Raw genomic sequence first — 21,468 nt, forward strand, 5'->3', positions numbered from 1 at the left:
GTATAAATATACTACTCCTCAAAACCCTGATTTGTCAACGGTTTGCGGCTCTTTAAGATCGAGAAATTTGTTACACTGACATCCTGTATCAAACAGCCTTTTTCATGTAATAAACGCCCCTTGACTTTTTAATAAATTCGAGTACATCAGCAGTTTCCCGCGAAAACATAGTTTAGATATTGTCCGGCGATATCCACCAGTTCGTAAATTCGTTTTACTTCCGTGGGCCCTCTGTCCCGCATCCTCCAGTTGGGAAAGAATCGGGTAATATGCAGGGGGATTTCCGGATCTATTGCCGCTATCCACTGTGACAGCTCTCTTATTTCCCGGTCCGAGTCGTTCTCGCCCGGCACAATCAGAGTCGTCAGCTCCACGTGGCAGCTGCCGGCAGCCCGCCGGATAAAGGCTTTGACCGTCTCCAGATCGCCGCCCAGCATTTTATAATACCGCTGCGTAAAGCCTTTCAGGTCGATATTCATGGCGTCGATATAGGGAAGCACGGCTTCCGCCGTCTTTTGCGTGACTGAGCCATTGGTAACCACGACGTTTTTCAGCCCCCTGCTCTGCGCCAGCCTTGCCGTATCCCGTACAAACTCAAAGCCGATCAGCGGCTCGTTGTAAGTGAATGCCAGGCCGATATTACCCGCTGATTTCAGTTCTAAAGCCTTTTCCACCAGCTCCAAAGGGGAAATGTCATAAATCCCGAAAGCCTCCTCACAGGATGCGGATTGGGCAATCTGGTAGTTTTGACAGAAGGGACATTTGAGGTTACAGCCATAGCTCCCCACGGACAAAATTCCGCTCCCCGGGAAAAACCGCTTTAAGGGTTTCTTTTCAATCGGATCGAGCGCCAGAGCTGTTACCTTGCCGTAGTTTGTGCTGATGATTGTTCCGCCCTCGTTTTTTCTCGCTCCGCATATTCCCGGCTGCTGCGGTTCCAAAAGGCAGCGGTGCATGCAGACTTCGCATCTGGTCTTCATTTGTGTCTCACCACTTCAAATCGTTCCAGGCTGACGGGTTCATCCGGGCCAATGCCCGCTTTTTGTCTGGCAATGGCAATCTGCTCCTGAGGCGTGTTGATTCCCTCCAGATTGGGAAGCAGCAGTCCCCGCTTGCTTCCTTTGGTTACAATGACGCCGTATTTCTCAGTGTCCAGCTCATCTTCCGACGCTATGCGCTCCGGCTCTCCCAGCACATCGACGCTGTATTCCAGTTTTGTCAGTTCCTCCTGTCCCACAGGCGAAAACCGCGGGTCCCTCGTTCCCGCGCTGACCGCGTTTTCCAGAATTTCTGCCGCCAGATTTTCCCGCACCGGGCCAATCGTCCCAATGCAGCCCCGCAGCCTGCCGTCTTTTTCCAGGGAAACAAAAGCTCCCGCCCTGCGGCCTGTCAGCTCGTCCGGCAAATTCTCCGGCATTGACAGCATCTCTCCTGTAGTCACGTAGGTTTCAAGGGATTCCCTCGCCAGACGCACATAGATATCCTCGGCGGCTTTTCTTTCCTTCAGACGGCGCCTCTCCTTTTCCTCATATTGTTCCTTAAAATTCCTCTCGCTGTCTTCACCGATTACCCGATAGGCGCAGATTCCGTAGCCCACGCCAAAGGTATCCTGATAGGAAAGACGCTGCGCTTCTATTTCCGTTCGGTCCAAAGTTCCGGCCATGATGGTAAAGGCCCCATGGCCGCACTCGCTGGCATTTCTCCTGAAATCGTCGGTGAATTCAAAGAGACGGAAGAAGTTGCCGCTTCCCATCACATCCATGATATGTTTATCGTAAACCGGACCTTCTTCTTTATATCCGTAAGGTCCCTCCTCTTTCAGGCAGTGGGACAAATCTCCGCTGGCAACAATCACTGTCCGTCGCCGCATACGCTGCGCCGCTTCCCTGATCGCCTGTCCCAGGGCATAATGATCGGTCAGGGGCAGCCCTGAAAGCCCGACTCTCACCAGCTTATAGCCCCGGTATACCTGATCGATGAAATAGAGCGGCACCATAGTGCCGTGATCCAAAGAAGCATCCTGCTCCCCCAGCGGTCCTGCCATTAAGTGTCTGTCTCTGCAGACGGCGGATATCTCCTTTACCAGTTCCGTGTCGTATACTGCGTCAAAAGCCACCTGTTTTGCCCGAAACTGGCCAAAGTCTCCGTGAGCCTGCTGTCCGGGAGAAATGTGGAAATAGTCGGCATACATGGTGGCGTGGGGTGAAATAATGACAATGGTTTCCGGCTCCAGCAGGGCGATCTGCTGGGCAACCGCTTTGTACGCCAGCGTCGTATCGCTGATAGACGATTCCTGCCCTTTTCCAATTTCGGGAACGATCAGCGGCGGGTGAGGAACCATAAACGCGCCTGTAATATACATGAAGATCAACTCCTTTCCGTTTTTTCTCATTATAGCACGTTTGGATAAAGGTAACGGTTATGAATTTTTATCCACTGTCTTTTTTAAAGAAATTCAAAGAGGCTTGCCGCATCAGCAAAAAACGGATGCGACAAGCCTCTTTTTATGATAGTTGATCGTTTTGTATCCTGCTGTGGAGCCATACCAGATTATGGGCCATAACAAAGGACGGCCGCAGGAGCATGAAAATATTTACTTTGTTTTAATACTTCTCACTTTTGACCAGCTTGAATAGTATTTTGTTTTTCCCACTTTTTTATAGGTTCTGACCTTAACATAGTATCTGCGGTTCTTCTTGAGTTTCTTAATGGTTTTCGAAGTTTTCTTGTATCCTTTTACGGTTATTGTCCGGGTTTTGCTTTTAAATTTTTTGCTCGTTGAATACTGAATCTGATATCCGGTCGCCTGTTTCGAAACCTTCTTCCACTTAGCCGTAAACTGTTTTTTCCCTTTTTTCAGTTTTACGCTTGTGGCTTTCGGATTAATTTTGAATGTCCGGCTTACGGTTCCGCTGTACGGCCTTCCGTTAAACTTAACCGTAACTTTATACGTGCCTACGTTTTTTCTGCCTTTTGCGTAAGTCACCGTATAGTTTGACCTTGAAATGGCCTGGCCCCGATTGTCTTTTACCATTACGGATGGCTTCTTGACTTTGCCGTTGTAGGCATACGCCGCCTTCGATAACGATACGGTACGAATGGTCGGCTTTACAGTAAACGAAGCCTTGGCTGTTCCAAAGGTCGATACGATCTCGACGTTAAAGGTCTTTGCGTTCAGGGTGTACGCAAGGGACTCCAGATACCCCGGTTTCAGCGCGATTCTAAGGTATTCTCCTTTTTCCACAACATAATCCGTGCCCTTGGACAGCGTTTTTCCATTAACAACAACTTTTTCAAGCTGTTCCGTCAGAGCGTTTGTCTGGAAGGTTAAACCGGCATTCCCCTTTTCCCAGACAGCCGCGCTGCTGCTCTTTATGGTGTGAGCGCCCAGGTACTTGACTTTATAAGTATCGTCTTTTAACTTTGTATGCGCGATATTGTTTGTCGTAACTTCCACAACATGGCTTCCGTTCTTGCCCTTATTGTTGAGGAAGGGCTGCTCTCCTACTGTTTGCACGCTGTTGGGGAAATGAACGGTCTCCAGCAGCGCCTCTTTGAACGCGTACTTTCCGATAGTGCTGACTCCTTCTCCAATCGTGAGCTTTGCAAGGGTCGTTGCTTTGTAAGTTCCTTCAAAGGCGGACGCACCGATTTCTTTAACGTTTCCGGGGATCGTAAGCGTTGTCAGGTGATGCAGGTGGAAGGCCTTTTCGCCGATTTTCTCTACCGAGGATGGGATATTGAGCGAAGTCAGCCTTGCTCCGGCAAACGCGGTGGCGCCAATTTCAGTGACGGTATTGGGAATGGTCACCTGTTCAAGTCTGATATTCATAGAGAACGCGCCCTGCGGTATTTTTGTAACACCCGCCGAAAGCTTAAGCTTGGTGATATTGTTGTTGGAAAAGGCACCATTTCCCAGATCAACTACCGTGTCCGGGATTTCAGCCTTTGCAAGCTGATTGCCATAAAAAGCGCTCTCGCCGATTGAAGTAAGACCGGTCAGATCAACTGTATCAAGTGCGTTCTGAGCAAAGGACGATTTTCCAATCTTTTTTAAATTGGCAGGCAGATTCACCGAGGTCATACCTCCCGGTGATTCAATTCCAAACTTGGTAACTGTGACTTCATCGTCAGGAATTTTAAAGGCTTCATCGCCGATAGCGACGATATCCTTGCCCGACGGCGTTTGATCCGGGAGCACCAGGGCCTTTACGCCCGCTCTTGCCGCATTGCCGCTGTCGGACCATCCGGTAATCGTACCGCTTTCTTCGTCATAAGTGAAATCGTTTGCTGTCCAGCCCGTACCTATCAGCTTGTCGTATACAACTTTATGGGAATAGGAATTGGCAAATTCCGTGTTTCCCTCTTCAACCTGCGTTTTATTGGAGGTTTTCAACTGCACAATAGGGCTTGCCGGCGTCTTCGCATTACCGAATATGCAGTCGGCAGGTTTATTAGCATGGGACAAAATTACTGTACCTGGCAGATCAATACTTGTAAGCTTATTTCCCATGAAGGCTTCTTGTCCAATTGTCTCCAGACCTTCGTGCATAGTAACACTCGTGAGTCCATTGGTAAGTCCTTCTTCGGTAATTTTAAAGGCATATTTTCCAATCGTTTTGACGCTCTCAGGAATATCCAGATCTGTCAGCTGATGGTTCTGGAACGCATAGTTTCCAATTGCTGTAAGTGTTTTTGGAAGTGCCAGCTTTTCCACGTGTGTTCCGCTAAAGGCGTTTTTGCCTATTGTCTTGACTCCATCCGGAATTTCCAGGTTTTTTAGCTTTATTGTCTTGGATGTTCCGGCGTCGAACGCAGCATCCGGAATCGCCTCCATATTCTTTGAAAGCTTTACTTCCGTCAGAGCGCCGCAGCCTGTAAATGCTTCGCTTCCCATCGTAGTTACGCTATCGGGGATTACAATTGATGTGAGCTTTGCGTTCTGGAACGCGGTCTGCCCAATCTCTTTCAATCCCTTTGGAAAAACGACTGCAGTCATCTCTTTCTCGTAACCCGCCGAAGGATTCAAAGCAAACGCAGAGTTGCCGATTTTCTCCAAGGTTGATGGCAGGATTATGCTTTCCGGTGCATAATTTGTATCACCTTCTGTGTATACAAAGATGCCTTTTGCGTTTGTGCCGTCACCAAGCGCAGTGATCGTCTTCCCTTCCGGGCCCTGCTTCGGCAGGATCAAAGCCGCGTTCTTTTTAATCTTGCTCTGACCTTCCTCTGAAAGGCCTGTAATGGCGGTCCCTTCCTGATCGTATGTAAAATCCTTCTCATTCCAGGGCGCCTGATCATTCGGTATGCTGCCGATAATCAGTTTCTGTACCTTTGAGTTTCCTGCGTCCACATGTTCAATCAGGCCGCCGCCCTCCTGCGCCTTGTACATATATACGATTCCGCTCTCTTTTTCGGCAGCACTTGTTCCTGATGTTACCGGCTCCATCCCGGTATTTTTCAAAAATACTGTTCCTATCAGTTTCTCTGTATTTGACGGGATCCGGACAGAGGTTATCTTATTGATGGCAAAAGCCATGCTATCAATTTGGAGGTTAAAGTCTGTCTGCTCCGGGAACATCAGTGATGAAATGCTGTTTGCCGCAAATGAACCGTTTCCGATCATCATAAGCGATTTGGGTAAGTTTACAGCCGTAAGCTGATTATTCTTAAAGGCATTACTGCCCACATAGATCACTCCATCCGGAAGGTCGAGCGTTGTGAGGGCGTTGCCCTGGAACGCATTCGCACCGATGAAGAAATCACCTCGTTTGGTGAGCCCTTTTCCGGTTGTCTCCCAAGTCGAGTCATCATAATCTGTCTTTACTCCCTCCGGTAAGGTTAAAGAAGTAACGCCCTTCTTGCTGAACGCACTGTCGCCGATGCCCTGTACCGTTTTCCCGTCAGGGTCCTTTTCCGGAATCACTAAATTTTTATTGGATTCAAGCTTTTTCTCGCCGGATTCCGAGAGGCCCTTGACTACCCAGGCGGTAAAATTAGGCGTACTCTGATATTCATCCGCAGGCCAGAGTGTGAAGGACTGTTCCTGATACAGGAAATCCTCTGCTGTCCACTCCGACGTATCGGTCAGGTACAGTTTATGGTAATCGGAAGCGGGGAAATTGGTCCTATCCTCATACTGTGATTTTAAGGATACATAAACTTTCGTAACAATGGCCTCCGTACTATCGGAGTACTCTTTCCGAAAGGTATTTTTGTCTATCTTTGTTACAGTTTTCGGGATACCAATGTCGCTGATACATTTATTTCGGAAAGCGTCGGCCCCGATGGTTTCAAGGCCTTCATTCAATGTTACAACGCAGGGGTCTTTCAGGTAATTCTTCGTAGAAAAGGCATATGTCCCTATGGTTTTCACAGATGCCGGAATGGTTATTTCATGAAAATTATTTCCTGCGAACGCACGGCTCCCAATGGCAGTTATCCCTTCGGGGATTTGGATACTTGTGAGGCCCTCCATCCAGTTTTTGGCATCACTGCACCCGAACGCAGATGCCGGGATCTCGGTCAGGCCATTGGAAATGCTGATACGTTCAAGTTTTGGATTGGTAGCGAAGGCGCCCGAACCCAGAGTTGTTACGGTATCCGGCAAAATAACGCTGGTAAGGTTATTGGTCTGGAAGGCTGCTATCCCTATTTTTTCCAGTCTAGCCGGAAAGGAAACTTCACTGATTCCGCATTTCTGGAAAGCAAAATCACCGATCTTTGTCAGTTCATTGGGAAGATTCACCGTGTCGAATCCCTCATCTGCGCTGCCGAACAAACCATTGCCGCTGCCTTCCGCCGCAGCAATCTCTGTAATATATTGCCCGTCCTTATTGATGTCAGGGATCACCAGGTTCTTATTGGTTGCTCTCTTGGCTTCGCCAGACGCGGACAGGCCCTTGACCACTGTGCCTTCCACATTAAAATCATTAATGTTCCATGGCAGATCCGGATTCTGCGTCTCTCCCGTACCCTCATTGATAACCAGTTTTTGTACGTCTGATTGCTGTGACGCAGTGGACTTTCCTGTATGATGGATGCGGTCTTTAAGCTCCAGCTCCGCATTATCCGCATACATATACACGACTCCGGCATCATATGTCTTGTCCTCTACCGTATAGGTTTTATAAGCGGCTTTCGCATCAGCAGCAAGAGCCTCTTTTCCTGTGTTCCAGACAAAGGTATCCTTGTTGACCACCTCAGTAAAATCCGGCAGTCTTACGGATTTAATAAAATTTTTAGCAAAAGCCATCCCGTGCATTTCCAGCTGGAAATCACAGGTTGTCGGAAAGTTAACCGTTGTGATCCGGTTGCTGGCAAAGGACATTGTCTCAAGCCACCAGATTGTTTTCGGCAGTTTTACCGTCGTAATTTTATTATTGTTGAACGCCGATGACAAGCATGCAATGACGCCCTCCGGCAGGTTGACAGAAGTAAGCTCATTCTTTGCGAAAGCGTTTTCCGCAATCACAAAGTTGCCTCGCTTTGTCACTCTATGCGTAACCGTATCGTCATAGCTGATCATCATTCCGGTGGGGAATTTCACCGAAGTAAGTCCTTTATCATAGAATGCGTTTTCCGCTACTCCGACTACGGCCGTTCCTTTATCATCAACCGCAGGCAAAACAAGGTCTTTATTTTTCTCCAGCTTCTTTTCTCCTGTTTCGGAAAAACCGGAAATTGCCGTACCCTTGATGGTAATTTGCCTTGCATAATCGCAGCCGTATAATAGTTTTTCATAATCTGTGTACGTAAAATCTTTTGCGACCCATACCGAAGCATCAATTTCTTCGGCTGCTGCTTTTTCTACCGCAGTTGGGCCACTGCCGCCGGACGATGCTCCGTCTGTGGCAAATGCGGAAATCGGGCATGAAAGCACCATTATGATGCTGAGCACGATTGCCAATAGTTGTTTCTTTCTCAACTCTTACTCCTCCTCTTAATTCCAACAATTTTAGATTTAAAACCACCAAAATCGCCAGAAAAGCCATTAAATCGGCACCCGCGATTTTTCCACCTCATGATAGCACCATCACAACTGCCTACACAAACGATTTTCGCCAGAATTGTGATCCTCTATAAAACAAGCACCTAATATACGAAATATCTATACTTTTCCATAATCGCTTGTATTTGCCTATTTCCTATGAGATCATGAGTATGTTAAAACTATCGTACAGGAGTTAACTTTATGAACAAAAAATCCTCACAAATACGCATTGGCGTCATCCTGTTGGTCCTTGCCGCAGTTTTGGGAATCTGGCTGATTAAGCAGGGCGGAGATCTGATCTGGTACTGGGTATTAGGATTGGCATTTGGCTATGTTATGCAGCGTTCGTCCATATGTTTTACCGCATCGGCACGAGACCCGTTTATCAGCGGATCAACGTCTCAGTTTCGTGCGGTTCTGATGGGAATTTTAGCGGCATCCCTGGGAATTACGGCTATAAAATATTTATCATCGGGTACACTGGATCTCTTAGGAGTTTCGGCCATAAGCATTCCTTTGATGCTGGGAGCATTCATGTTTGGTATCGGCATGGTAATTTCCGGATGCTGTGCCTCCGGTATGTTTATCCGACTGGCAGAAGGACATACGGTGCAGATCATAACGCTTGTATGCGTCATAATCGGTTATGTGTTCGCAAACAGTCACCGTGAAAAAATATGGAGTCTATACATTGTGGACGCGCCGGTCATATTCCTTCCGCAAAAGTGCGGATGGTTTTTCGGGGTTTTTATAAATATCGCAATCGTTCTTTTGCTCTATGCGGCAGCAATAAAATGGGAAGCAAAGAAAAGCATTTAAATTCAATTATGCAGGGAGGTACATCATGAAAGAAAAGCGACTGGATTGTTTGGGCGAGGCATGTCCGATTCCATTAATGAAAACAGAAAAGAAACTCGCAGCCTTAAAAAAAGGAGATATTCTAATCGTTGAAGTAGATCACAACTGTGCGATTAGGAATATACCTGAATGGGCGGAGAAAAAAGGATATGACTGTCAGGTCAAAGAAGTCTGCGCAGGGCAATGGAATATTGTTTTGAAAAAGAATTGAAGGGTAAGTTCATGGTTAAACTGCATGAAAACGAACGCTACAAAAAAATAATCGCAAGTCCGTTCAGCTATTTGACAGGAGCCGTACTTCTGGGGATCTTAAACATCGTTCATTATATCATGCTGGAATCCGGCTGGTCGGTGACAGGCGCATTCTTCTATTTTGAGGATATATGGAAAAATTTATCCGGAACTGCCTGCGACCGACTGTCATGTCAAGAGAACGCAATGCTTGCTGTCGGACCCAATATTCGCAACCTTGGTTTATTGGTGGGTGCCCTCATCTCCGTTTTCACCTGTGCACGATTTAAGATTAAAGGGATCAGATCCACGAAGCAGGTCATTGCTGCCGCGGCGGGCGGACTTCTTATGGGCTACGGCGCAGGAACAGCAGGCGGATGCAATATAAGTGCCTTTTTCACAGCCGCGGCTTCTCTGTCTCTTTCGGCATGGATTTTTCTGATATTTTTATTTGCCGGAGCATTTGTTGGTGTCAAGCTCTTATACAAGTTTTTGTAGAGGATATAAAATGAAAACAGCGAAAAAGATTAAAAATCAAATCAAGAATATAATACGCGGTATCAACACCTATAAAAAGGAACAGCGCGTAATTGCGGTCGTGCTGCTATGCTTTCTTTTAACCGGCGCAGGACTGCCTGTTGTCAAAACCCATCTTGTTCCTGCAGAGCTTTCACCACAGGCCGTAGCTCCTTCTGCGTCAATTGAGGAAAGCACAGGCAATGCAGACGACGATCCAAAAGGCAGCAGCGAAAAAAAAGATAAGCACGAAACAGTTCAGGATAATACGGAAAGTAAAGCAAATAAAGACAGCAGCAGTCATGAAAGCACCGCCACCCAGGACAGCAGCAAAAAAGACGACAAGCGGGTTTCAGACTCTTCCAAAAAGCAGACAAAAGAAACGCCGGCATCTGACAGCACGGGTAAGAGTGAACGGAAATGGGTACCGCCCGTATATAAGACGGTTCACCATGACGCTGTCTACGAAACAAAAAAAATAGTAACCTGCAACTATTGCGGCGCAACGTTCAACACAACCGGAGAGTTTCAAGTCCACAAGGACGCTCACGGCGGGTGAAGCGGCATGCATAAAACTTGCCGTGTTGCAAGTCAGCGGGTTCTGGTAAAGGAAGCCTGGGACGAACGCGTCCTGGTTTCGGAAGGACATTATGAATAAACAGTAATATTTTAATAAATCAAAACCGCCTCTCCGGGAAATGCTCCCGTAAGAGGCGGTTTTTTATGATCTTCGCTTATACCAACTCTAAAAATACGACTTCCGCGCAATCGCCGCGTCTTGGTCCTAATTTCAAAATTCTTGTATATCCGCCGTTTCTGTCAGCGTAGTTCGGTGCAATCTCATCGAACAGCTTTGAAACCACGTCTTCATCGTAAACGTACGCGAGCACCTGTCTTCTGGCATGGAGATCGCCGCGTTTCGCAAGAGTGATCATTTTCTCAGCCTGACGTCTGGCTTCCTTCGCTCTGTGCTCTGTTGTGGAAATCCGTCCTTCTCTCAGGAGATCCGTAACCAGATTTCTCAGCATTGCTTTTCTATGAGCAGTAGGTCTGCCTAGTTTTCTATATCCTGGCATCGCTAAATCCTCCTTTATTCATCGCTTTGTCTTAATCCAAGACCTAATTCTTCTAGTTTATGTTTTACTTCGTCTAGAGATTTCTTACCAAGGTTTCTGACTTTCATCATGTCTTCCTCTGAACGGTGTGTCAGTTCTTCGACAGTATTGATGGCCGCACGCTTCAAGCAGTTGAAAGAACGAACGGAAAGTTCCAGCTCTTCGATGGTCATCTCCAGAGCTTTTTCTTTCTGGTCTTCTTCCTTTTCGACCATGATTTCCATCGTATCCGTGCTGTCCGTCAGCTCGATGAACAGGTTCAAATGCTCCTGCATGATCTTGGCGCCGATGGACACCCCTTCGCTCGGTGTGATCGAACCGTCTGTCCAGATCTCTAAAATAAGCTTATCGTAGTCAGTAACTTGACCAACTCTGGTATTTTCAACAGTAAAGTTAACTTTTCGCACCGGCGTATAAATCGAATCCGTCGGAATCACTGCGATCGGTGTACTCTCCGTTTTGTTCTGGTCAGCGGAGACATAACCTCTGCCCCTGGCCAGATTCATTTCCATAACGAGCGTCGCATTTTCCTCCAAGGTAGCGATGTGCAGATCCGGGTTGCAGATTTCCAGATCGGAATCTCCAATGATATCCGCAGCAGTTACCTCTTTGGGCCCGATGGCATTGATCAGAACCTTCTTTGTATTTTCGCCGTTTAATTTAATTGCTAACTTTTTCAGATTTAAAATAATCTCTGTAACGTCTTCTTTGACTCCTGGAATGGTTGAAAACTCGTGAAGTATTCCGTCGATTTTAACAGATGTGACAGCTACTCCTGGCAGTGAGCTTAAAAGAATTCTTCTAAGGCTGTTTCCCAGCGTAGTGCCGTAACCTCTTTCCAGAGGCTCTACAACGAACTTCCCGTAGTTGGGATCTTCGTTTGAAAATACACATTCAATTGTTGGTTTTTCGATTTCTATCACTCAAAACCCTCCTTTTCTCCCAAATCACAGTCAACTAACAAACGCTAATCAACCTGTTATTTGGAATATAATTCGACGATCAGGTGCTCTGCGACCGGAGTATCGATATCCTCTCTAGTCGGCAGCGTAACAACCTTGCCTTCCAGCTTTTCAACATCCACTGCAAGCCATGACGGGGCAGTGATGGTCATATCCTTAATCTCCTTGAATTTCGGAGAACTTGTGCTCTTTTCTTTAACCTTGATCACGTCGCCTGCTTTTACTTCGTAGGAAGGAATGTCTACCTTCTTACCGTTTACAGTAAAGTGACCGTGTGTAACAAGCTGTCTTGCTTCTTTTCTGGAAGAAGCGAATCCCAGTCTGAATACAACGTTGTCCAGTCTGGATTCCAGCATAATCAGCAGGTTTTCACCTGTGATTCCCTTTCTTCTCGCAGCTTTATCAAATAGGTTTCTGAACTGAGTTTCCTGCAGTCCATAAAATCTCTTAGTCTTCTGTTTTTCTCTTAACTGAAGTCCATAGTCAGAAACTTTCTTTCTTCCCTGACCATGCTGTCCAGGAGGAAAGTTTCTCTTTTCGATGGCGCACTTTGTGCTGTAGCATCTGTCGCCTTTTAAGAACAGTTTCTGTCCTTCTCTTCTGCATAATCTGCAGCTAGCATCTGTATATCTTGACATTCTACCTTGCTCCTCCCTTCAATTAGACTCTTCTTCTCTTCGGCGGCCTGCATCCGTTGTGCGGTATCGGAGTGATGTCCTTGATCATGGTGATCTCAAGGCCAGCGCTCTGAAGCGCTCTGATAGCTGCTTCTCTTCCGGAACCCGGACCCTTTACGTACACTTCAACGGTTTTCAGACCATGCTCCATTGCGCCTTTGGCAGCTTCCTCAGCAGCCATCTGAGCAGCGAACGGAGTGGATTTTCTCGATCCCTTGAATCCCAGTGAACCGGCACTGGACCAGGATAAAGCGTTTCCTGCAAGATCTGTAAGAGTTACAAGCGTGTTGTTAAAGGTAGACTGAATATGTGCTTGGCCTTTTTCAATGTTCTTGCGTTCTCTTCTCTTTTTTCTAGCTGTTTTTTTCACAGTTTTAGCCATTGTTCTACCTCCTTACTTTTTCTTTCTTCCTACAGTCTTTTTAGGACCTTTACGAGTTCTGGCGTTTGTCTTTGTTTTCTGTCCTCTCACCGGAAGACCTCTTCTATGTCTGATGCCTCTGTAGCATCCGATTTCCATGAGTCTCTTGATGTTCAGTGAAACATCTCTTCTCAGGTCACCTTCTACTGCATACTCCTGGTCAATGATCTTTCTGATCTTACCAGCTTCATCCTCGGATAAATCCTTGACTCTTGTGTCAGGGTTTACTCCGGCTTTTTCCAAAATTGCGTTTGCTGTCGGTCTGCCAATACCGTAAATGTATGTCAAACCAATTTCAACTCTCTTTTCTCTTGGTAAATCGACACCGGCTATACGAGCCATATTTCCCTCCTATTCCCATCTTCCGTCACGCTACCTACCTTGCGCCAGGCCGAAGGCCCTAGGCGCTCAGTGGCCGTAATATAAACGGGATGTTCTTTTGCGTCTTGCAATTTAAAATAACTTTTTATTTAGAAACCATCAACTCCGGCAGGCCATGCAGCCGCGAACCCGGTTTGAGCAATAGCTCTATGCCAAGTCCATTCGCCCCGCCTCAAGTCAATAATCTCCTGTCAAGCAAAAACATTTTGCGAAGGCAAACTCCGCAGGACGGCGTATCGCGCAAGCGATACGGCGCCGGCCGAGGACCTTGCCGGAGTAAAATGTTTTCGCGCTTTTAACCTTGTCTCTGCTTGTGCTTAGGGTTTTCACAGATAACCATTACTTTCCCCTTACGCTTGATTACTTTGCACTTTTCGCAGATCGGTTTTACGGAAGCTCTAACTTTCATTTCGCACTCCTCCTAACCTTTCTTGTTTACGCTTTACCTCTCCAGGTGATTCTGCCTCTTGTCAGATCATAAGGAGAAAGCTCAACCTTTACTTTATCTCCCGGAAGAATCCGGATAAAGTTCATTCTGATTTTTCCTGAAACGTGTGCAAGCACTTCGTGGCCGGTCTCCAGCCTTACTACAAACATTGCGTTGGGCTGAGCGTCTACAACCGTACCTTCTGCTTCAATGACGTCTTTCTTCGCCATAATAACACCTCTCTTTTTACAATGTAAGCAACTCTGGCTCACCATCAGTAATAACAACAGTATTTTCATAATGGGCGGACAGCTTGCCGTCCAGAGTGACTACAGTCCAATTGTTGAGAAGCGTCTCAACTTCATAATCACCCTGTGTGATCATGGGCTCAATGGCGAAAACCATGCCTTTTGCAAGTCTTGGTCCCCTGCCCGGCGCCCCATAGTTGGGAATCTGCGGCTCCTCGTGCATATCTCTTCCTACGCCGTGGCCTACAAAATCCCGAATCACACCGTATCCTTCACCCTCAGCCCTCATTTGGATGGCATGAGAGATATCCGAAAGCCTGTATCCCACCTTGCAGAACTTCAGGCCTTCAAAAAAGCTGTCTCTTGTCACATCGATCAGACGCTGTGCCTCCGGATCGATTTTGCCTACAGGATATGTCCTGGCCGCGTCGCTGACGTAGTCTTTGTAGGTTGACCCCACATCCACACTGACGATATCGCCCTCTTTCAGCTTTCTCTTTTTCGAAGGAATCCCATGGACCACTTCCTCATTGATGGAGACGCAGGCGCTCGCCGGGAACCCGTACAGTCCCTTGAAGGACGGCGTCATCCCATTTTTTCTGATCGTGTCTTCAACAAACCGGTCAATATCCATCGTTGAAATGCCCGGCTTTATAAAGTTTTCCAATTCTTTGAGTACCAGCCCCGTAACCCTTCCGGATTCGCGCATTATGTCTATTTCCTGTTCTGACTTGATGATGATCATACTTATTCACCCAGGACGCTCACAATGTGGTTAAACACGTTTTCAAGTCCGATCGCACCGTCGATATGAGCGATGTTTCCGGCCTTCTCATAGTATTCAACCAGCGGCATTGTCTGCGAATTATATACTTCGATTCTGTTTTCAACAGTTTCTTTTGTATCATCGGCTCTCTGAATCAGTTCGCCGCCGCATTTATCGCAAACGCCTTCCTTTGCGGGAGGCATGTTCTTCACGTTATAAGTGGCACCGCAGGCTTTGCATACCCGCCTGTTGATGAGCCGTTCCATCAGTTCTTCCTTTTCAACCGCGATATCCAGTACTTTATCTACTTTCTTACCGTGCTTTGCAAGGAATTCGTCCAGTTTCTCTGCCTGATAAACCGTTCTTGGGAAACCGTCCAGCAGAAAACCGTCTTTACAGTCGTCCTCAAGCAATCTGGTTGTTGCGATTTCGCACACCAGATCATCGGGAACCAGTTCGCCCTTATCCATATATGCCTTGGCTTTCTTACCAAGCTCCGTACCATTTTTGATATTAGCTCTGAAGATATCGCCGGTAGAAATCTGTGGAATTCCATATTTTTCTACAAGTCTTACTGCCTGAGTACCTTTTCCGGCACCCGGAGGGCCTAATAAAATTAAGTTCATTTCTTAACCTCCCTACTTAAGGAAACCTTGATAGTTTCTCATGACCATCTGATTTTCCAGCTGTTTCATCGTATCCAGGGCAACACCGACCGCGATCAGCAGCGACGTACCTCCGAAATGAAGGTTCATATGCGTGTACTGGCTGACGATTGTCGGCATTACAGCCACCAGAGCCAGGAAAACAGCTCCTACAAAAGTGATTCTTGTCATTACTTTGTTTAAATATTCAACCGTGGCCTTACCCGGTCTGATTCCCGGAATAAATCCGCCGTTGGCCTTCATGTTCTGAGCGACTTCCATAGGGTTGAACGTAACCGCCGTGTAGAAATATGTGAAGAATAAAATCAGTATCACATTGAATACGGCATATACCCATACGCCCGGTGAACCCTGCGGCGACAGCCACTTGGTGATCCACATGGACGCGGAACTGTCAGCTGACATGAAATAGGTGATGGTCAGCGGGAACTGTAAAAACGACATGGCAAAGATTACCGGGATAACCCCCGCCTGGTTTACTTTCAGCGGAATGTGCGTTGACTGTCCGCCGTACATCTTTCTTCCTACAACGCGCTTGGCGTACTGTACCGGAATTCTTCTCTGACCCTGCTGGATCTCGATGATTCCGATAATAACGATCACCGCGAAGACTACGAACAGCGCCAAGGATACGAACGTCATCGTACCTTCTGTGTATTTCACCCACATCTCGTGGATGCCGCTGGGCAGTCTGGCAATGATTCCTCCGAAAATAATCAGAGAAATACCGTTTCCGATACCGCTTTCATTGATTTTCTCACCCAGCCACATAAGGAAAGCCGTACCCGCTGTCAGAACCAGCACGATGACCGCTACGGAGAAGAAGTCCGTATTGATCAGCGCCTGCCGGAACATGCCGACGGACATGCCGATGGCCTGGATGATCGCCAGCACCACCGTCAGATAACGGGTGTACTGGGCAATCTTTTTCTGCCCTTCCGTGCCCTCCTTGGCCAGACGTTCCAGCCTGGGGATGGCAATGGTTAAAAGCTGCAGTATGATGGAAGCCGTGATGTATGGGGTGATACTTAGAGCAAATATGGTAAAGTTACTGAAAGCACCACCAGAAAATAGATTAAACAGAGCAAACAATCCCTCATCCGTATTCATTGCCTGGGCTAAATAAGTTCTATTGATGCCCGGCACTGGGATATTGGAGCCAATACGGAAAATCACCAGCATCAGGAGAGTAAAAATGATCTTCTTTCTGATATCTATGATTTTCCAGGCCTTGGCGATTGTTTTGAACATCTCCATTTTAAATCACCTCTGCCTTTCCTCCGGCAGATTCTATTTTTTCGATCGCTGTCTTGCTAAACTTGTGAGCCTGAACCGTAATGTTCTTTTCCAGGGTTCCATTCCCCAGAATTTTGATTCCGTCCTTCACCTGCTTAACAAGCCCTACTTCTTTAAGCAGTGCCGGCGTTACAACAGTACCCGCGTCGAATCTGTTTAAATCATCAACGTTTAAAATGGTATACTCTGTTGCCCAGATATTGGTGAATCCTCTCTTTGGAATTCTTCTGTAAAGGGGCATCTGGCCGCCTTCAAATCCTGGCTTTGTACCGCCGCCGCTTCTGGAGTTCTGGCCGTTCATACCTCTTCCGGCAGTTTTACCCTGTCCGGTAGCAGTACCGCGGCCCTTTCTCTTGGGCGCCTTTGTTGCGCCCGGGACAGCTTGTAATTCATGCAGTTTCATCTATTTGCACCTCCAATCCTATAGCTCTTCTACAGTCAAAAGATGCTTTACCTTGTTGATGGAACCCCAGGCTACCGGAGAGTCAACAAGTTCAACTGACTGGTGCATCTTTTTTAGTCCTAACGCTTCTACTACTTTTTTCTGCTTTGGGGAAGCGCCAATCGTGCTTTTTGTTAAAGTGACTTTAATCATTTTAGCCATTGTTCTTCCTCCTTATCCTAAGATTTCTTCTTTGCTCTTGCCTCTCAGGCGGGAAACCTTTTCTACAGTCATCAGGTTTCTCAGGCCTTCGATGGTTGCGTAAGCCATGTTCGCAGTATTGTTTGAGCCAATGGACTTAGCTCTGATATCCTTTACTCCCGCAGCTTCTAAAACCGTACGTACGGATGAACCCGCGATAACTCCGGTACCTTCGGCAGCCGGCATCAGCTGTACTCTGCCTGCTCCAAACACTCCCAGAATTCTGTGTGGAATCGTTGTTCCTACAGTTGGAACCTCGATCAGTCTTTTCTTTGCGTCTTCCGTTGCTTTTCTCACTGCTTCAGGAATTTCCTGAGCTTTTCCGAGACCAACGCCTACGTGACCTTCGCCGTCGCCAACTACTACGGTTACGCTGAATCTCATGTTTCTACCGCCCTTAACTGTCTTGGCTACACGTCTGATGCTGACGATAGTTTCGTTTAAGTCTAGCTTGGAAGCATCGATAGTATTTCGCATTCCTTATTACCTCCTGTTAGAATTTCAGTCCAGCTTCGCGAGCACCGTCAGCCAGTTCCTTTACACGTCCGTGATAGAGGAATCCGCCTCTGTCAAAAGCAACGGTTTCGATGCCCTTATCCAGCGCTCTCTTAGCAATAGCTTCTCCGACCTTTTTGGCTGCGTCTTTGTTGCCGCCATATTCGATCTGGCCTTTCAGCTCCTTATCCAGTGAGGAAGCGGAAGCGAGGGTAACTCCATTTACGTCGTCAATAATCTGAACGGAAATGTTCTTATTGCTTCTGTAAACGCAAAGTCTAGGCTTCTCAGGAGTTCCATAAAGGTCTTTTCTAACTCTCTTGTGTCTTGCGACACGCTTATCATTTCTGCTGTTTGCCATCTTATTTCACTCCTTTCCTTATTTTGCTCCGGTTTTACCTTCTTTTCTGCGGATATGCTCGCCGACATAGCGGATACCTTTGCCCTTGTAAGGCTCCGGTTTTCTCCATGCGCGGATATTCGCAGCATAGTTGCCTACGGCAGCTTTATCAATTCCCTTTACGGTGATTTCCGTATTGGAAGGTGCTTCCGTAGTGATCCCTTCGGGATCTTCCAGTTCTACCGGGTGTGAATATCCAAGGCTCAGGACCAGTTTCTTGCCCTTCTTTTCCGCCTTATATCCAACGCCGACCAGTTCCAGTTTCTTTTCGTATCCTTCGGTAACTCCGGTCACCATATTTTGAATCAATGATCTTGCCAGTCCGTGCTGCTCTCTGTAAGCTTTTGCGTCGGATTCTCTGGAAACTGTAACTGTGTTATCTTTAATTTCTACTTTTAACAACTTGCTGATCTGCTCTGTAAGTTCGCCTTTCGGTCCTTTAACAGTAACTGCGTTATTACCGTCAACCTTAACCTCAACGCCAGCAGGAAGATCAACAGGTTTGATACCTATTCTTGACATTGTCTACCTCCTACCAAACATAACAAACTACTTCGCCGCCAACGCCCAATTTTCTGGCTTCTTTATCGCTGATAACTCCGTTGGAAGTGGAGATGATCGCGATTCCCAGTCCGCCGAGAACTTTTGGAACATCGCTTGCCTTGGCATAAACCTTCAGGCCTGGCTTAGAGATCTTTTTGATCCCAGTGATAACTCTTTCTTTGTCAGGACCATATTTCATCTGAACACGGATAACGCCCTGTTTGTTGTCGTCTATAACGTCAAATCCTTTAATGTAGCCTTCTTCCGTTAAAATTCCCGCGATGGATTTCTTCATCTTTGAAGCCGGAATATCAACCGTGTCATGACCTACAGTATTGGCATTTCTGATTCTTGTCAGCATGTCTGCTATTGGATCTGTCATTGTCATTACAGTATTTCTCCTTTCTTGACCAGCTTTGCCCCACCGGGCAGTTCTGGCAATGTTAACTTTTTACCAGCTCGCTTTTTTCACGCCGGGGATTTCCCCCTTGTAAGCAAGCTCTCTAAAACAGATACGGCATATTCCATACTTTTTCAGAACGGAATGCGGTCTTCCGCAGATTCTGCATCTTGTATATGCGCGTGTTGAATACTTCGGTTTTCTTTGCTGTTTTATTTTGAGAGATGTCTTTGCCATGTTTCCCTCCTATTATTTCTCGAACGGCATTCCGAGAAGTTCCAGCAGAGCTGCCGCTTCTTCATCTGTTTTAGCCGTTGTAGTGAATACAATGTTCATGCCTTTGACCATGTCAACCTTATCGTAGTTGATTTCCGGGAAGATCAGCTGCTCTTTAATTCCCATGGAATAGTTTCCTCTTCCGTCAAAGGAATTCTTGCTGACGCCCTTGAAGTCTCTTACTCTAGGAAGAGCGATGTTGAAGAATTTATCAACAAACGTATACATGTTCTCTCCTCTTAAAGTGACTTTCGCTCCTACAGGCATACCCTGTCTTACCTTAAAATTGGCGATTGATTTCTTTGCCTTGGTAACTACAGGTCTCTGACCAGTAATCAGTGCCAGTTCTTCTACTGCGCTTTCCATGATTTTCGCATTGTCTTTGGCTTCGCCAAGACCCATGTTGATCGTCACTTTTTCCAGCTTTGGAACTTCCATTGCATTCTTATATGAGAATTTTTCCATCAATGCTTTGAACACATTGTTGTCATAGTTTTCTTTTAATCTGGCTGTCAAAATCGTCTCCTCCTTTCTTAATCGATTACCTCTCCGGTCTTCTTGGCTACTCTGACTTTCTTGTCGCCTTCCATCTTGTAGCCGATTTTGGTGGCTGTCTTAGCTTTTGTGTCGTAGTACATAACGTTGGAAACGTCCAGCGGACCTTCCTGATGCTTGATCTCAGCAGGCTCTTTTTGCGTCTGCTTCTGATGCTTTGTCTGCATGTTGACGCCTTCTACGATCACTTTGCCTTCTTTCGGCATAGCTTTCAGCACTTTGCCGGTCTTACCTTTATCTTTTCCAGTAAGTACAATTACTGTATCGTCTTTCTTAATTCGCATCCGCTCGCCTCCTATAATACTTCCGGTGCCAGCGACACTATCTTCATGAAGTTTTTCTCTCTCAGCTCTCTGGCTACTGGTCCGAAGATACGAGTGCCGACCGGTGTCATATCATCCTTCAAAATTACAGCTGCGTTCTGGTCGAATTTTACATAGCTGCCGTCAACTCTTCTGGCACCTTTTTTCGATCTTACTACAACTGCCTTTACAACGTCGCCTTTTTTAACAACGCCGCCCGGTGTTGCATCCTTAACTGCGCAAACGATCACGTCTCCGATGTTCGCATACTGACGGCTTGTTCCGCCCAGGATACGGATACACAGAAGTTCTTTTGCACCGGAGTTGTCAGCGACTTTCAGTCTTGTTTCTGTCTGAATCATTCTGGTGCCTCCTTATTTAACTTTCTCTACGATATTAACAAGTCTCCATCTCTTGTCTTTGGACAGAGGTCTTGTTTCCATAATTCTAACTTTATCACCAATGTTGCATTCGTTGTTTTCATCGTGAGCCTTGACTTTTTTGGTTCTCTTTACAGCTTTACCATAAAGGGAATGTCTTACGAAGTCTTCCAGCGCAACGACAACAGTCTTATCCATTTTGTCGCTTACAACAACGCCAACTCTTGTTTTTCTGAGGTTTCTTTCAACTGTCATATTACATCCTCCTTTCTATTAGCCCTGAGCCTTTTCAAGCTGTTTTTCTCTGATGATCGTCTTGACTCTGGCGATGTCTTTCTTTGTATCTCTCATTTTAATCGGGTTTTCAAGCTGTCCGGTAACGTGCTGGAATCTGAGATTGAATAAATCCTTCTTCATCTTTACCAGTTCAGCATTGAGTTCCACTTCTGACATTTCTCTCATCTTCTTCAGTTCCATTATGCTTCACCACCCTTTGCTTCCATTTCTTTGATGGCAAATTTACATTTAACAGGCAGCTTGTGAGATGCAAGACGCATAGCCTCTCTTGCCTGGGCCTCGGTTACACCTTCGATTTCAAACATAACTCTGCCTGGTTTTACAACTGCTACCCAGTACTCAGGAGCACCTTTACCGGAACCCATACGTACTTCTGCAGGTTTCTTTGTTACTGACTTATGCGGGAAGATTTTAATGTAAACCTTACCACCTCTTTTTACCGATCTTGTCATGGCAATTCTGGCTGCCTCGATCTGATTTGAAGTAATCCATCCGCATTCGGTAGCCACCAGACCGTAATCACCGTAAGTAACTTTGTTACCCTTGGTAGCAACGCCCTTCATTCTACCTCTGTGGACTCTTCTGCGTTTAACGCGCTTTGGCATTAACATCAGCGTTTCC

At 46.6% G+C, this 21,468-nt stretch carries 30 protein-coding genes; 4 read left to right on the top strand and 26 right to left on the bottom strand.

The annotated features are described in order from the left end of the window. Positions 1 to 146 precede the first annotated feature (146 nt). The 3 genes from amrS to NE619_RS01500 all read right to left on the bottom strand — a co-directional run bounded on the left by amrS (position 147) and on the right by NE619_RS01500 (position 7,927). The gene (gene amrS / locus NE619_RS01490) at positions 147 to 980 is read right to left on the bottom strand and encodes an AmmeMemoRadiSam system radical SAM enzyme (protein WP_256130584.1); all 834 of its coding nucleotides are present in this window, start codon (positions 978 to 980) and stop codon (positions 147 to 149) included. Further along, positions 977 to 2,362, bottom strand: a complete 1,386-nt coding sequence (gene amrA / locus NE619_RS01495; RefSeq protein WP_256130585.1) for an AmmeMemoRadiSam system protein A — start codon at positions 2,360 to 2,362, stop codon at positions 977 to 979. Before amrA ends, amrS begins: the two co-directional genes overlap by 4 nt. Positions 2,363 to 2,593: 231 nt before the next feature. Continuing rightward, complete coding sequence (locus tag NE619_RS01500) at positions 2,594 to 7,927, bottom strand: fibronectin type III domain-containing protein (RefSeq protein WP_256130586.1); 5,334 nt, start codon at positions 7,925 to 7,927, stop codon at positions 2,594 to 2,596. Positions 7,928 to 8,194: 267 nt separating this feature from the next. Between NE619_RS01500 and NE619_RS01505 the strand changes: the two genes are divergently transcribed. The 4 genes from NE619_RS01505 to NE619_RS01520 are packed head-to-tail and all read left to right on the top strand — an operon-like array spanning position 8,195 to position 10,157. Next, the gene (locus NE619_RS01505) at positions 8,195 to 8,812 is read left to right on the top strand and encodes a YeeE/YedE thiosulfate transporter family protein (RefSeq protein WP_256130587.1); all 618 of its coding nucleotides are present in this window, start codon (positions 8,195 to 8,197) and stop codon (positions 8,810 to 8,812) included. 25 nt (positions 8,813 to 8,837) lie between these two features. Beyond that, on the top strand, positions 8,838 to 9,062 hold the full coding sequence (locus tag NE619_RS01510; RefSeq protein WP_256130588.1) for a sulfurtransferase TusA family protein: 225 nt from the start codon (positions 8,838 to 8,840) through the stop codon (positions 9,060 to 9,062). An 11-nt stretch (positions 9,063 to 9,073) separates the two neighbouring features. After that, complete coding sequence (locus tag NE619_RS01515) at positions 9,074 to 9,580, top strand: YeeE/YedE thiosulfate transporter family protein (RefSeq protein WP_256130589.1); 507 nt, start codon at positions 9,074 to 9,076, stop codon at positions 9,578 to 9,580. A gap of 10 nt (positions 9,581 to 9,590) precedes the next feature. Beyond that, a complete protein-coding gene (locus tag NE619_RS01520; protein WP_256130590.1) occupies positions 9,591 to 10,157 on the top strand; it encodes a hypothetical protein in 567 nt (188 codons plus the stop codon). Between the two features lie 175 nt (positions 10,158 to 10,332). Here the strand turns inward: NE619_RS01520 and rplQ are convergent, their stop codons facing one another. The 23 genes from rplQ to rplP form a co-directional block, all read right to left on the bottom strand. Continuing rightward, complete coding sequence (gene rplQ, locus NE619_RS01525) at positions 10,333 to 10,674, bottom strand: 50S ribosomal protein L17 (protein WP_148396201.1); 342 nt, start codon at positions 10,672 to 10,674, stop codon at positions 10,333 to 10,335. A gap of 14 nt (positions 10,675 to 10,688) precedes the next feature. Continuing rightward, positions 10,689 to 11,636, bottom strand: coding sequence for a DNA-directed RNA polymerase subunit alpha (locus tag NE619_RS01530; RefSeq protein ID WP_256130591.1), 948 nt, complete (start codon positions 11,634 to 11,636; stop codon positions 10,689 to 10,691). A gap of 56 nt (positions 11,637 to 11,692) precedes the next feature. Then, the gene (rpsD, locus tag NE619_RS01535) at positions 11,693 to 12,313 is read right to left on the bottom strand and encodes a 30S ribosomal protein S4 (protein WP_256130592.1); all 621 of its coding nucleotides are present in this window, start codon (positions 12,311 to 12,313) and stop codon (positions 11,693 to 11,695) included. 22 nt (positions 12,314 to 12,335) lie between these two features. Beyond that, positions 12,336 to 12,734, bottom strand: a complete 399-nt coding sequence (rpsK, locus tag NE619_RS01540; RefSeq protein WP_148396198.1) for a 30S ribosomal protein S11 — start codon at positions 12,732 to 12,734, stop codon at positions 12,336 to 12,338. Between the two features lie 12 nt (positions 12,735 to 12,746). Beyond that, positions 12,747 to 13,115: a 30S ribosomal protein S13 gene (gene rpsM / locus NE619_RS01545; RefSeq protein WP_256130593.1), complete on the bottom strand. Its 369-nt coding sequence runs from the start codon at positions 13,113 to 13,115 to the stop codon at positions 12,747 to 12,749. Positions 13,116 to 13,449: 334 nt separating this feature from the next. Next, positions 13,450 to 13,563, bottom strand: coding sequence for a 50S ribosomal protein L36 (gene rpmJ, locus NE619_RS01550; protein ID WP_147592648.1), 114 nt, complete (start codon positions 13,561 to 13,563; stop codon positions 13,450 to 13,452). A 26-nt stretch (positions 13,564 to 13,589) separates the two neighbouring features. After that, a complete protein-coding gene (infA, locus tag NE619_RS01555; protein ID WP_148396196.1) occupies positions 13,590 to 13,811 on the bottom strand; it encodes a translation initiation factor IF-1 in 222 nt (73 codons plus the stop codon). A gap of 16 nt (positions 13,812 to 13,827) precedes the next feature. After that, positions 13,828 to 14,574 (bottom strand): type I methionyl aminopeptidase, encoded by a 747-nt coding sequence (gene map / locus NE619_RS01560; protein ID WP_256130595.1) that lies wholly within the window; start codon positions 14,572 to 14,574, stop codon positions 13,828 to 13,830. Positions 14,575 to 14,576: 2 nt separating this feature from the next. Continuing rightward, positions 14,577 to 15,221, bottom strand: coding sequence for an adenylate kinase (locus NE619_RS01565; RefSeq protein ID WP_256130596.1), 645 nt, complete (start codon positions 15,219 to 15,221; stop codon positions 14,577 to 14,579). A gap of 12 nt (positions 15,222 to 15,233) precedes the next feature. After that, positions 15,234 to 16,511, bottom strand: coding sequence for a preprotein translocase subunit SecY (gene secY / locus NE619_RS01570; protein ID WP_256130736.1), 1,278 nt, complete (start codon positions 16,509 to 16,511; stop codon positions 15,234 to 15,236). A gap of 7 nt (positions 16,512 to 16,518) precedes the next feature. Next, positions 16,519 to 16,959 (bottom strand): 50S ribosomal protein L15, encoded by a 441-nt coding sequence (rplO, locus tag NE619_RS01575; RefSeq protein WP_256130597.1) that lies wholly within the window; start codon positions 16,957 to 16,959, stop codon positions 16,519 to 16,521. A gap of 18 nt (positions 16,960 to 16,977) precedes the next feature. Beyond that, positions 16,978 to 17,160 (bottom strand): 50S ribosomal protein L30, encoded by a 183-nt coding sequence (gene rpmD / locus NE619_RS01580; RefSeq protein WP_256130599.1) that lies wholly within the window; start codon positions 17,158 to 17,160, stop codon positions 16,978 to 16,980. A gap of 12 nt (positions 17,161 to 17,172) precedes the next feature. Beyond that, complete coding sequence (rpsE, locus tag NE619_RS01585; RefSeq protein WP_256130600.1) at positions 17,173 to 17,676, bottom strand: 30S ribosomal protein S5; 504 nt, start codon at positions 17,674 to 17,676, stop codon at positions 17,173 to 17,175. Between the two features lie 16 nt (positions 17,677 to 17,692). Then, positions 17,693 to 18,055 carry a 50S ribosomal protein L18 gene (gene rplR / locus NE619_RS01590; protein ID WP_256130601.1) on the bottom strand — a complete coding sequence of 121 codons (363 nt, stop codon included), beginning with the start codon at positions 18,053 to 18,055 and terminating at the stop codon, positions 17,693 to 17,695. Positions 18,056 to 18,073: 18 nt separating this feature from the next. After that, positions 18,074 to 18,616 (bottom strand): 50S ribosomal protein L6, encoded by a 543-nt coding sequence (rplF, locus tag NE619_RS01595; RefSeq protein ID WP_256130602.1) that lies wholly within the window; start codon positions 18,614 to 18,616, stop codon positions 18,074 to 18,076. A gap of 10 nt (positions 18,617 to 18,626) precedes the next feature. Then, the gene (rpsH, locus tag NE619_RS01600) at positions 18,627 to 19,025 is read right to left on the bottom strand and encodes a 30S ribosomal protein S8 (protein WP_256130603.1); all 399 of its coding nucleotides are present in this window, start codon (positions 19,023 to 19,025) and stop codon (positions 18,627 to 18,629) included. A 63-nt stretch (positions 19,026 to 19,088) separates the two neighbouring features. Next, positions 19,089 to 19,274: a type Z 30S ribosomal protein S14 gene (locus NE619_RS01605; protein ID WP_148396187.1), complete on the bottom strand. Its 186-nt coding sequence runs from the start codon at positions 19,272 to 19,274 to the stop codon at positions 19,089 to 19,091. Between the two features lie 12 nt (positions 19,275 to 19,286). Then, positions 19,287 to 19,829 carry a 50S ribosomal protein L5 gene (gene rplE / locus NE619_RS01610; RefSeq protein WP_256130604.1) on the bottom strand — a complete coding sequence of 181 codons (543 nt, stop codon included), beginning with the start codon at positions 19,827 to 19,829 and terminating at the stop codon, positions 19,287 to 19,289. A gap of 17 nt (positions 19,830 to 19,846) precedes the next feature. Beyond that, on the bottom strand, positions 19,847 to 20,152 hold the full coding sequence (gene rplX / locus NE619_RS01615) for a 50S ribosomal protein L24 (RefSeq protein ID WP_256130606.1): 306 nt from the start codon (positions 20,150 to 20,152) through the stop codon (positions 19,847 to 19,849). A gap of 11 nt (positions 20,153 to 20,163) precedes the next feature. Next, on the bottom strand, positions 20,164 to 20,532 hold the full coding sequence (gene rplN, locus NE619_RS01620) for a 50S ribosomal protein L14 (protein WP_256130607.1): 369 nt from the start codon (positions 20,530 to 20,532) through the stop codon (positions 20,164 to 20,166). A 12-nt stretch (positions 20,533 to 20,544) separates the two neighbouring features. After that, on the bottom strand, positions 20,545 to 20,805 hold the full coding sequence (gene rpsQ / locus NE619_RS01625) for a 30S ribosomal protein S17 (RefSeq protein ID WP_148396183.1): 261 nt from the start codon (positions 20,803 to 20,805) through the stop codon (positions 20,545 to 20,547). Between the two features lie 18 nt (positions 20,806 to 20,823). After that, positions 20,824 to 21,027 (bottom strand): 50S ribosomal protein L29, encoded by a 204-nt coding sequence (gene rpmC, locus NE619_RS01630; RefSeq protein ID WP_148396182.1) that lies wholly within the window; start codon positions 21,025 to 21,027, stop codon positions 20,824 to 20,826. Further along, a complete protein-coding gene (rplP, locus tag NE619_RS01635; RefSeq protein ID WP_148396181.1) occupies positions 21,027 to 21,458 on the bottom strand; it encodes a 50S ribosomal protein L16 in 432 nt (143 codons plus the stop codon). Before rplP ends, rpmC begins: the two co-directional genes overlap by 1 nt. Between the last annotated feature and the right edge of the window lie 10 nt (positions 21,459 to 21,468).

The sequence above is a fragment of the Anaerovorax odorimutans genome (assembly GCF_024459955.1).
GTDB lineage: Bacteria > Bacillota > Clostridia > Peptostreptococcales > Anaerovoracaceae > Hominibacterium > Hominibacterium odorimutans_A.

Coding starts and splice junctions, on each gene's coding strand:
- amrS (WP_256130584.1), bottom strand. CDS start 980: ATGAAGACCAGATGCGAAGTCTGCATGCACCGCTGCCTTTTGGAACCG.
- amrA (WP_256130585.1), bottom strand. CDS start 2,362: ATGTATATTACAGGCGCGTTTATGGTTCCTCACCCGCCGCTGATCGTT.
- NE619_RS01505 (WP_256130587.1), top strand. CDS start 8,195: ATGAACAAAAAATCCTCACAAATACGCATTGGCGTCATCCTGTTGGTC.
- NE619_RS01510 (WP_256130588.1), top strand. CDS start 8,838: ATGAAAGAAAAGCGACTGGATTGTTTGGGCGAGGCATGTCCGATTCCA.
- NE619_RS01515 (WP_256130589.1), top strand. CDS start 9,074: ATGGTTAAACTGCATGAAAACGAACGCTACAAAAAAATAATCGCAAGT.
- NE619_RS01520 (WP_256130590.1), top strand. CDS start 9,591: ATGAAAACAGCGAAAAAGATTAAAAATCAAATCAAGAATATAATACGC.
- rplQ (WP_148396201.1), bottom strand. CDS start 10,674: ATGCCAGGATATAGAAAACTAGGCAGACCTACTGCTCATAGAAAAGCA.
- rpsD (WP_256130592.1), bottom strand. CDS start 12,313: ATGTCAAGATATACAGATGCTAGCTGCAGATTATGCAGAAGAGAAGGA.
- rpsK (WP_148396198.1), bottom strand. CDS start 12,734: ATGGCTAAAACTGTGAAAAAAACAGCTAGAAAAAAGAGAAGAGAACGC.
- rpsM (WP_256130593.1), bottom strand. CDS start 13,115: ATGGCTCGTATAGCCGGTGTCGATTTACCAAGAGAAAAGAGAGTTGAA.
- rpmJ (WP_147592648.1), bottom strand. CDS start 13,563: ATGAAAGTTAGAGCTTCCGTAAAACCGATCTGCGAAAAGTGCAAAGTA.
- infA (WP_148396196.1), bottom strand. CDS start 13,811: ATGGCGAAGAAAGACGTCATTGAAGCAGAAGGTACGGTTGTAGACGCT.
- map (WP_256130595.1), bottom strand. CDS start 14,574: ATGATCATCATCAAGTCAGAACAGGAAATAGACATAATGCGCGAATCC.
- NE619_RS01565 (WP_256130596.1), bottom strand. CDS start 15,221: ATGAACTTAATTTTATTAGGCCCTCCGGGTGCCGGAAAAGGTACTCAG.
- secY (WP_256130736.1), bottom strand. CDS start 16,511: ATGTTCAAAACAATCGCCAAGGCCTGGAAAATCATAGATATCAGAAAG.
- rplO (WP_256130597.1), bottom strand. CDS start 16,959: ATGAAACTGCATGAATTACAAGCTGTCCCGGGCGCAACAAAGGCGCCC.
- rpmD (WP_256130599.1), bottom strand. CDS start 17,160: ATGGCTAAAATGATTAAAGTCACTTTAACAAAAAGCACGATTGGCGCT.
- rpsE (WP_256130600.1), bottom strand. CDS start 17,676: ATGCGAAATACTATCGATGCTTCCAAGCTAGACTTAAACGAAACTATC.
- rplR (WP_256130601.1), bottom strand. CDS start 18,055: ATGGCAAACAGCAGAAATGATAAGCGTGTCGCAAGACACAAGAGAGTT.
- rplF (WP_256130602.1), bottom strand. CDS start 18,616: ATGTCAAGAATAGGTATCAAACCTGTTGATCTTCCTGCTGGCGTTGAG.
- rpsH (WP_256130603.1), bottom strand. CDS start 19,025: ATGACAATGACAGATCCAATAGCAGACATGCTGACAAGAATCAGAAAT.
- NE619_RS01605 (WP_148396187.1), bottom strand. CDS start 19,274: ATGGCAAAGACATCTCTCAAAATAAAACAGCAAAGAAAACCGAAGTAT.
- rplX (WP_256130606.1), bottom strand. CDS start 20,152: ATGCGAATTAAGAAAGACGATACAGTAATTGTACTTACTGGAAAAGAT.
- rplN (WP_256130607.1), bottom strand. CDS start 20,532: ATGATTCAGACAGAAACAAGACTGAAAGTCGCTGACAACTCCGGTGCA.
- rpsQ (WP_148396183.1), bottom strand. CDS start 20,805: ATGACAGTTGAAAGAAACCTCAGAAAAACAAGAGTTGGCGTTGTTGTA.
- rpmC (WP_148396182.1), bottom strand. CDS start 21,027: ATGGAACTGAAGAAGATGAGAGAAATGTCAGAAGTGGAACTCAATGCT.
- rplP (WP_148396181.1), bottom strand. CDS start 21,458: ATGTTAATGCCAAAGCGCGTTAAACGCAGAAGAGTCCACAGAGGTAGA.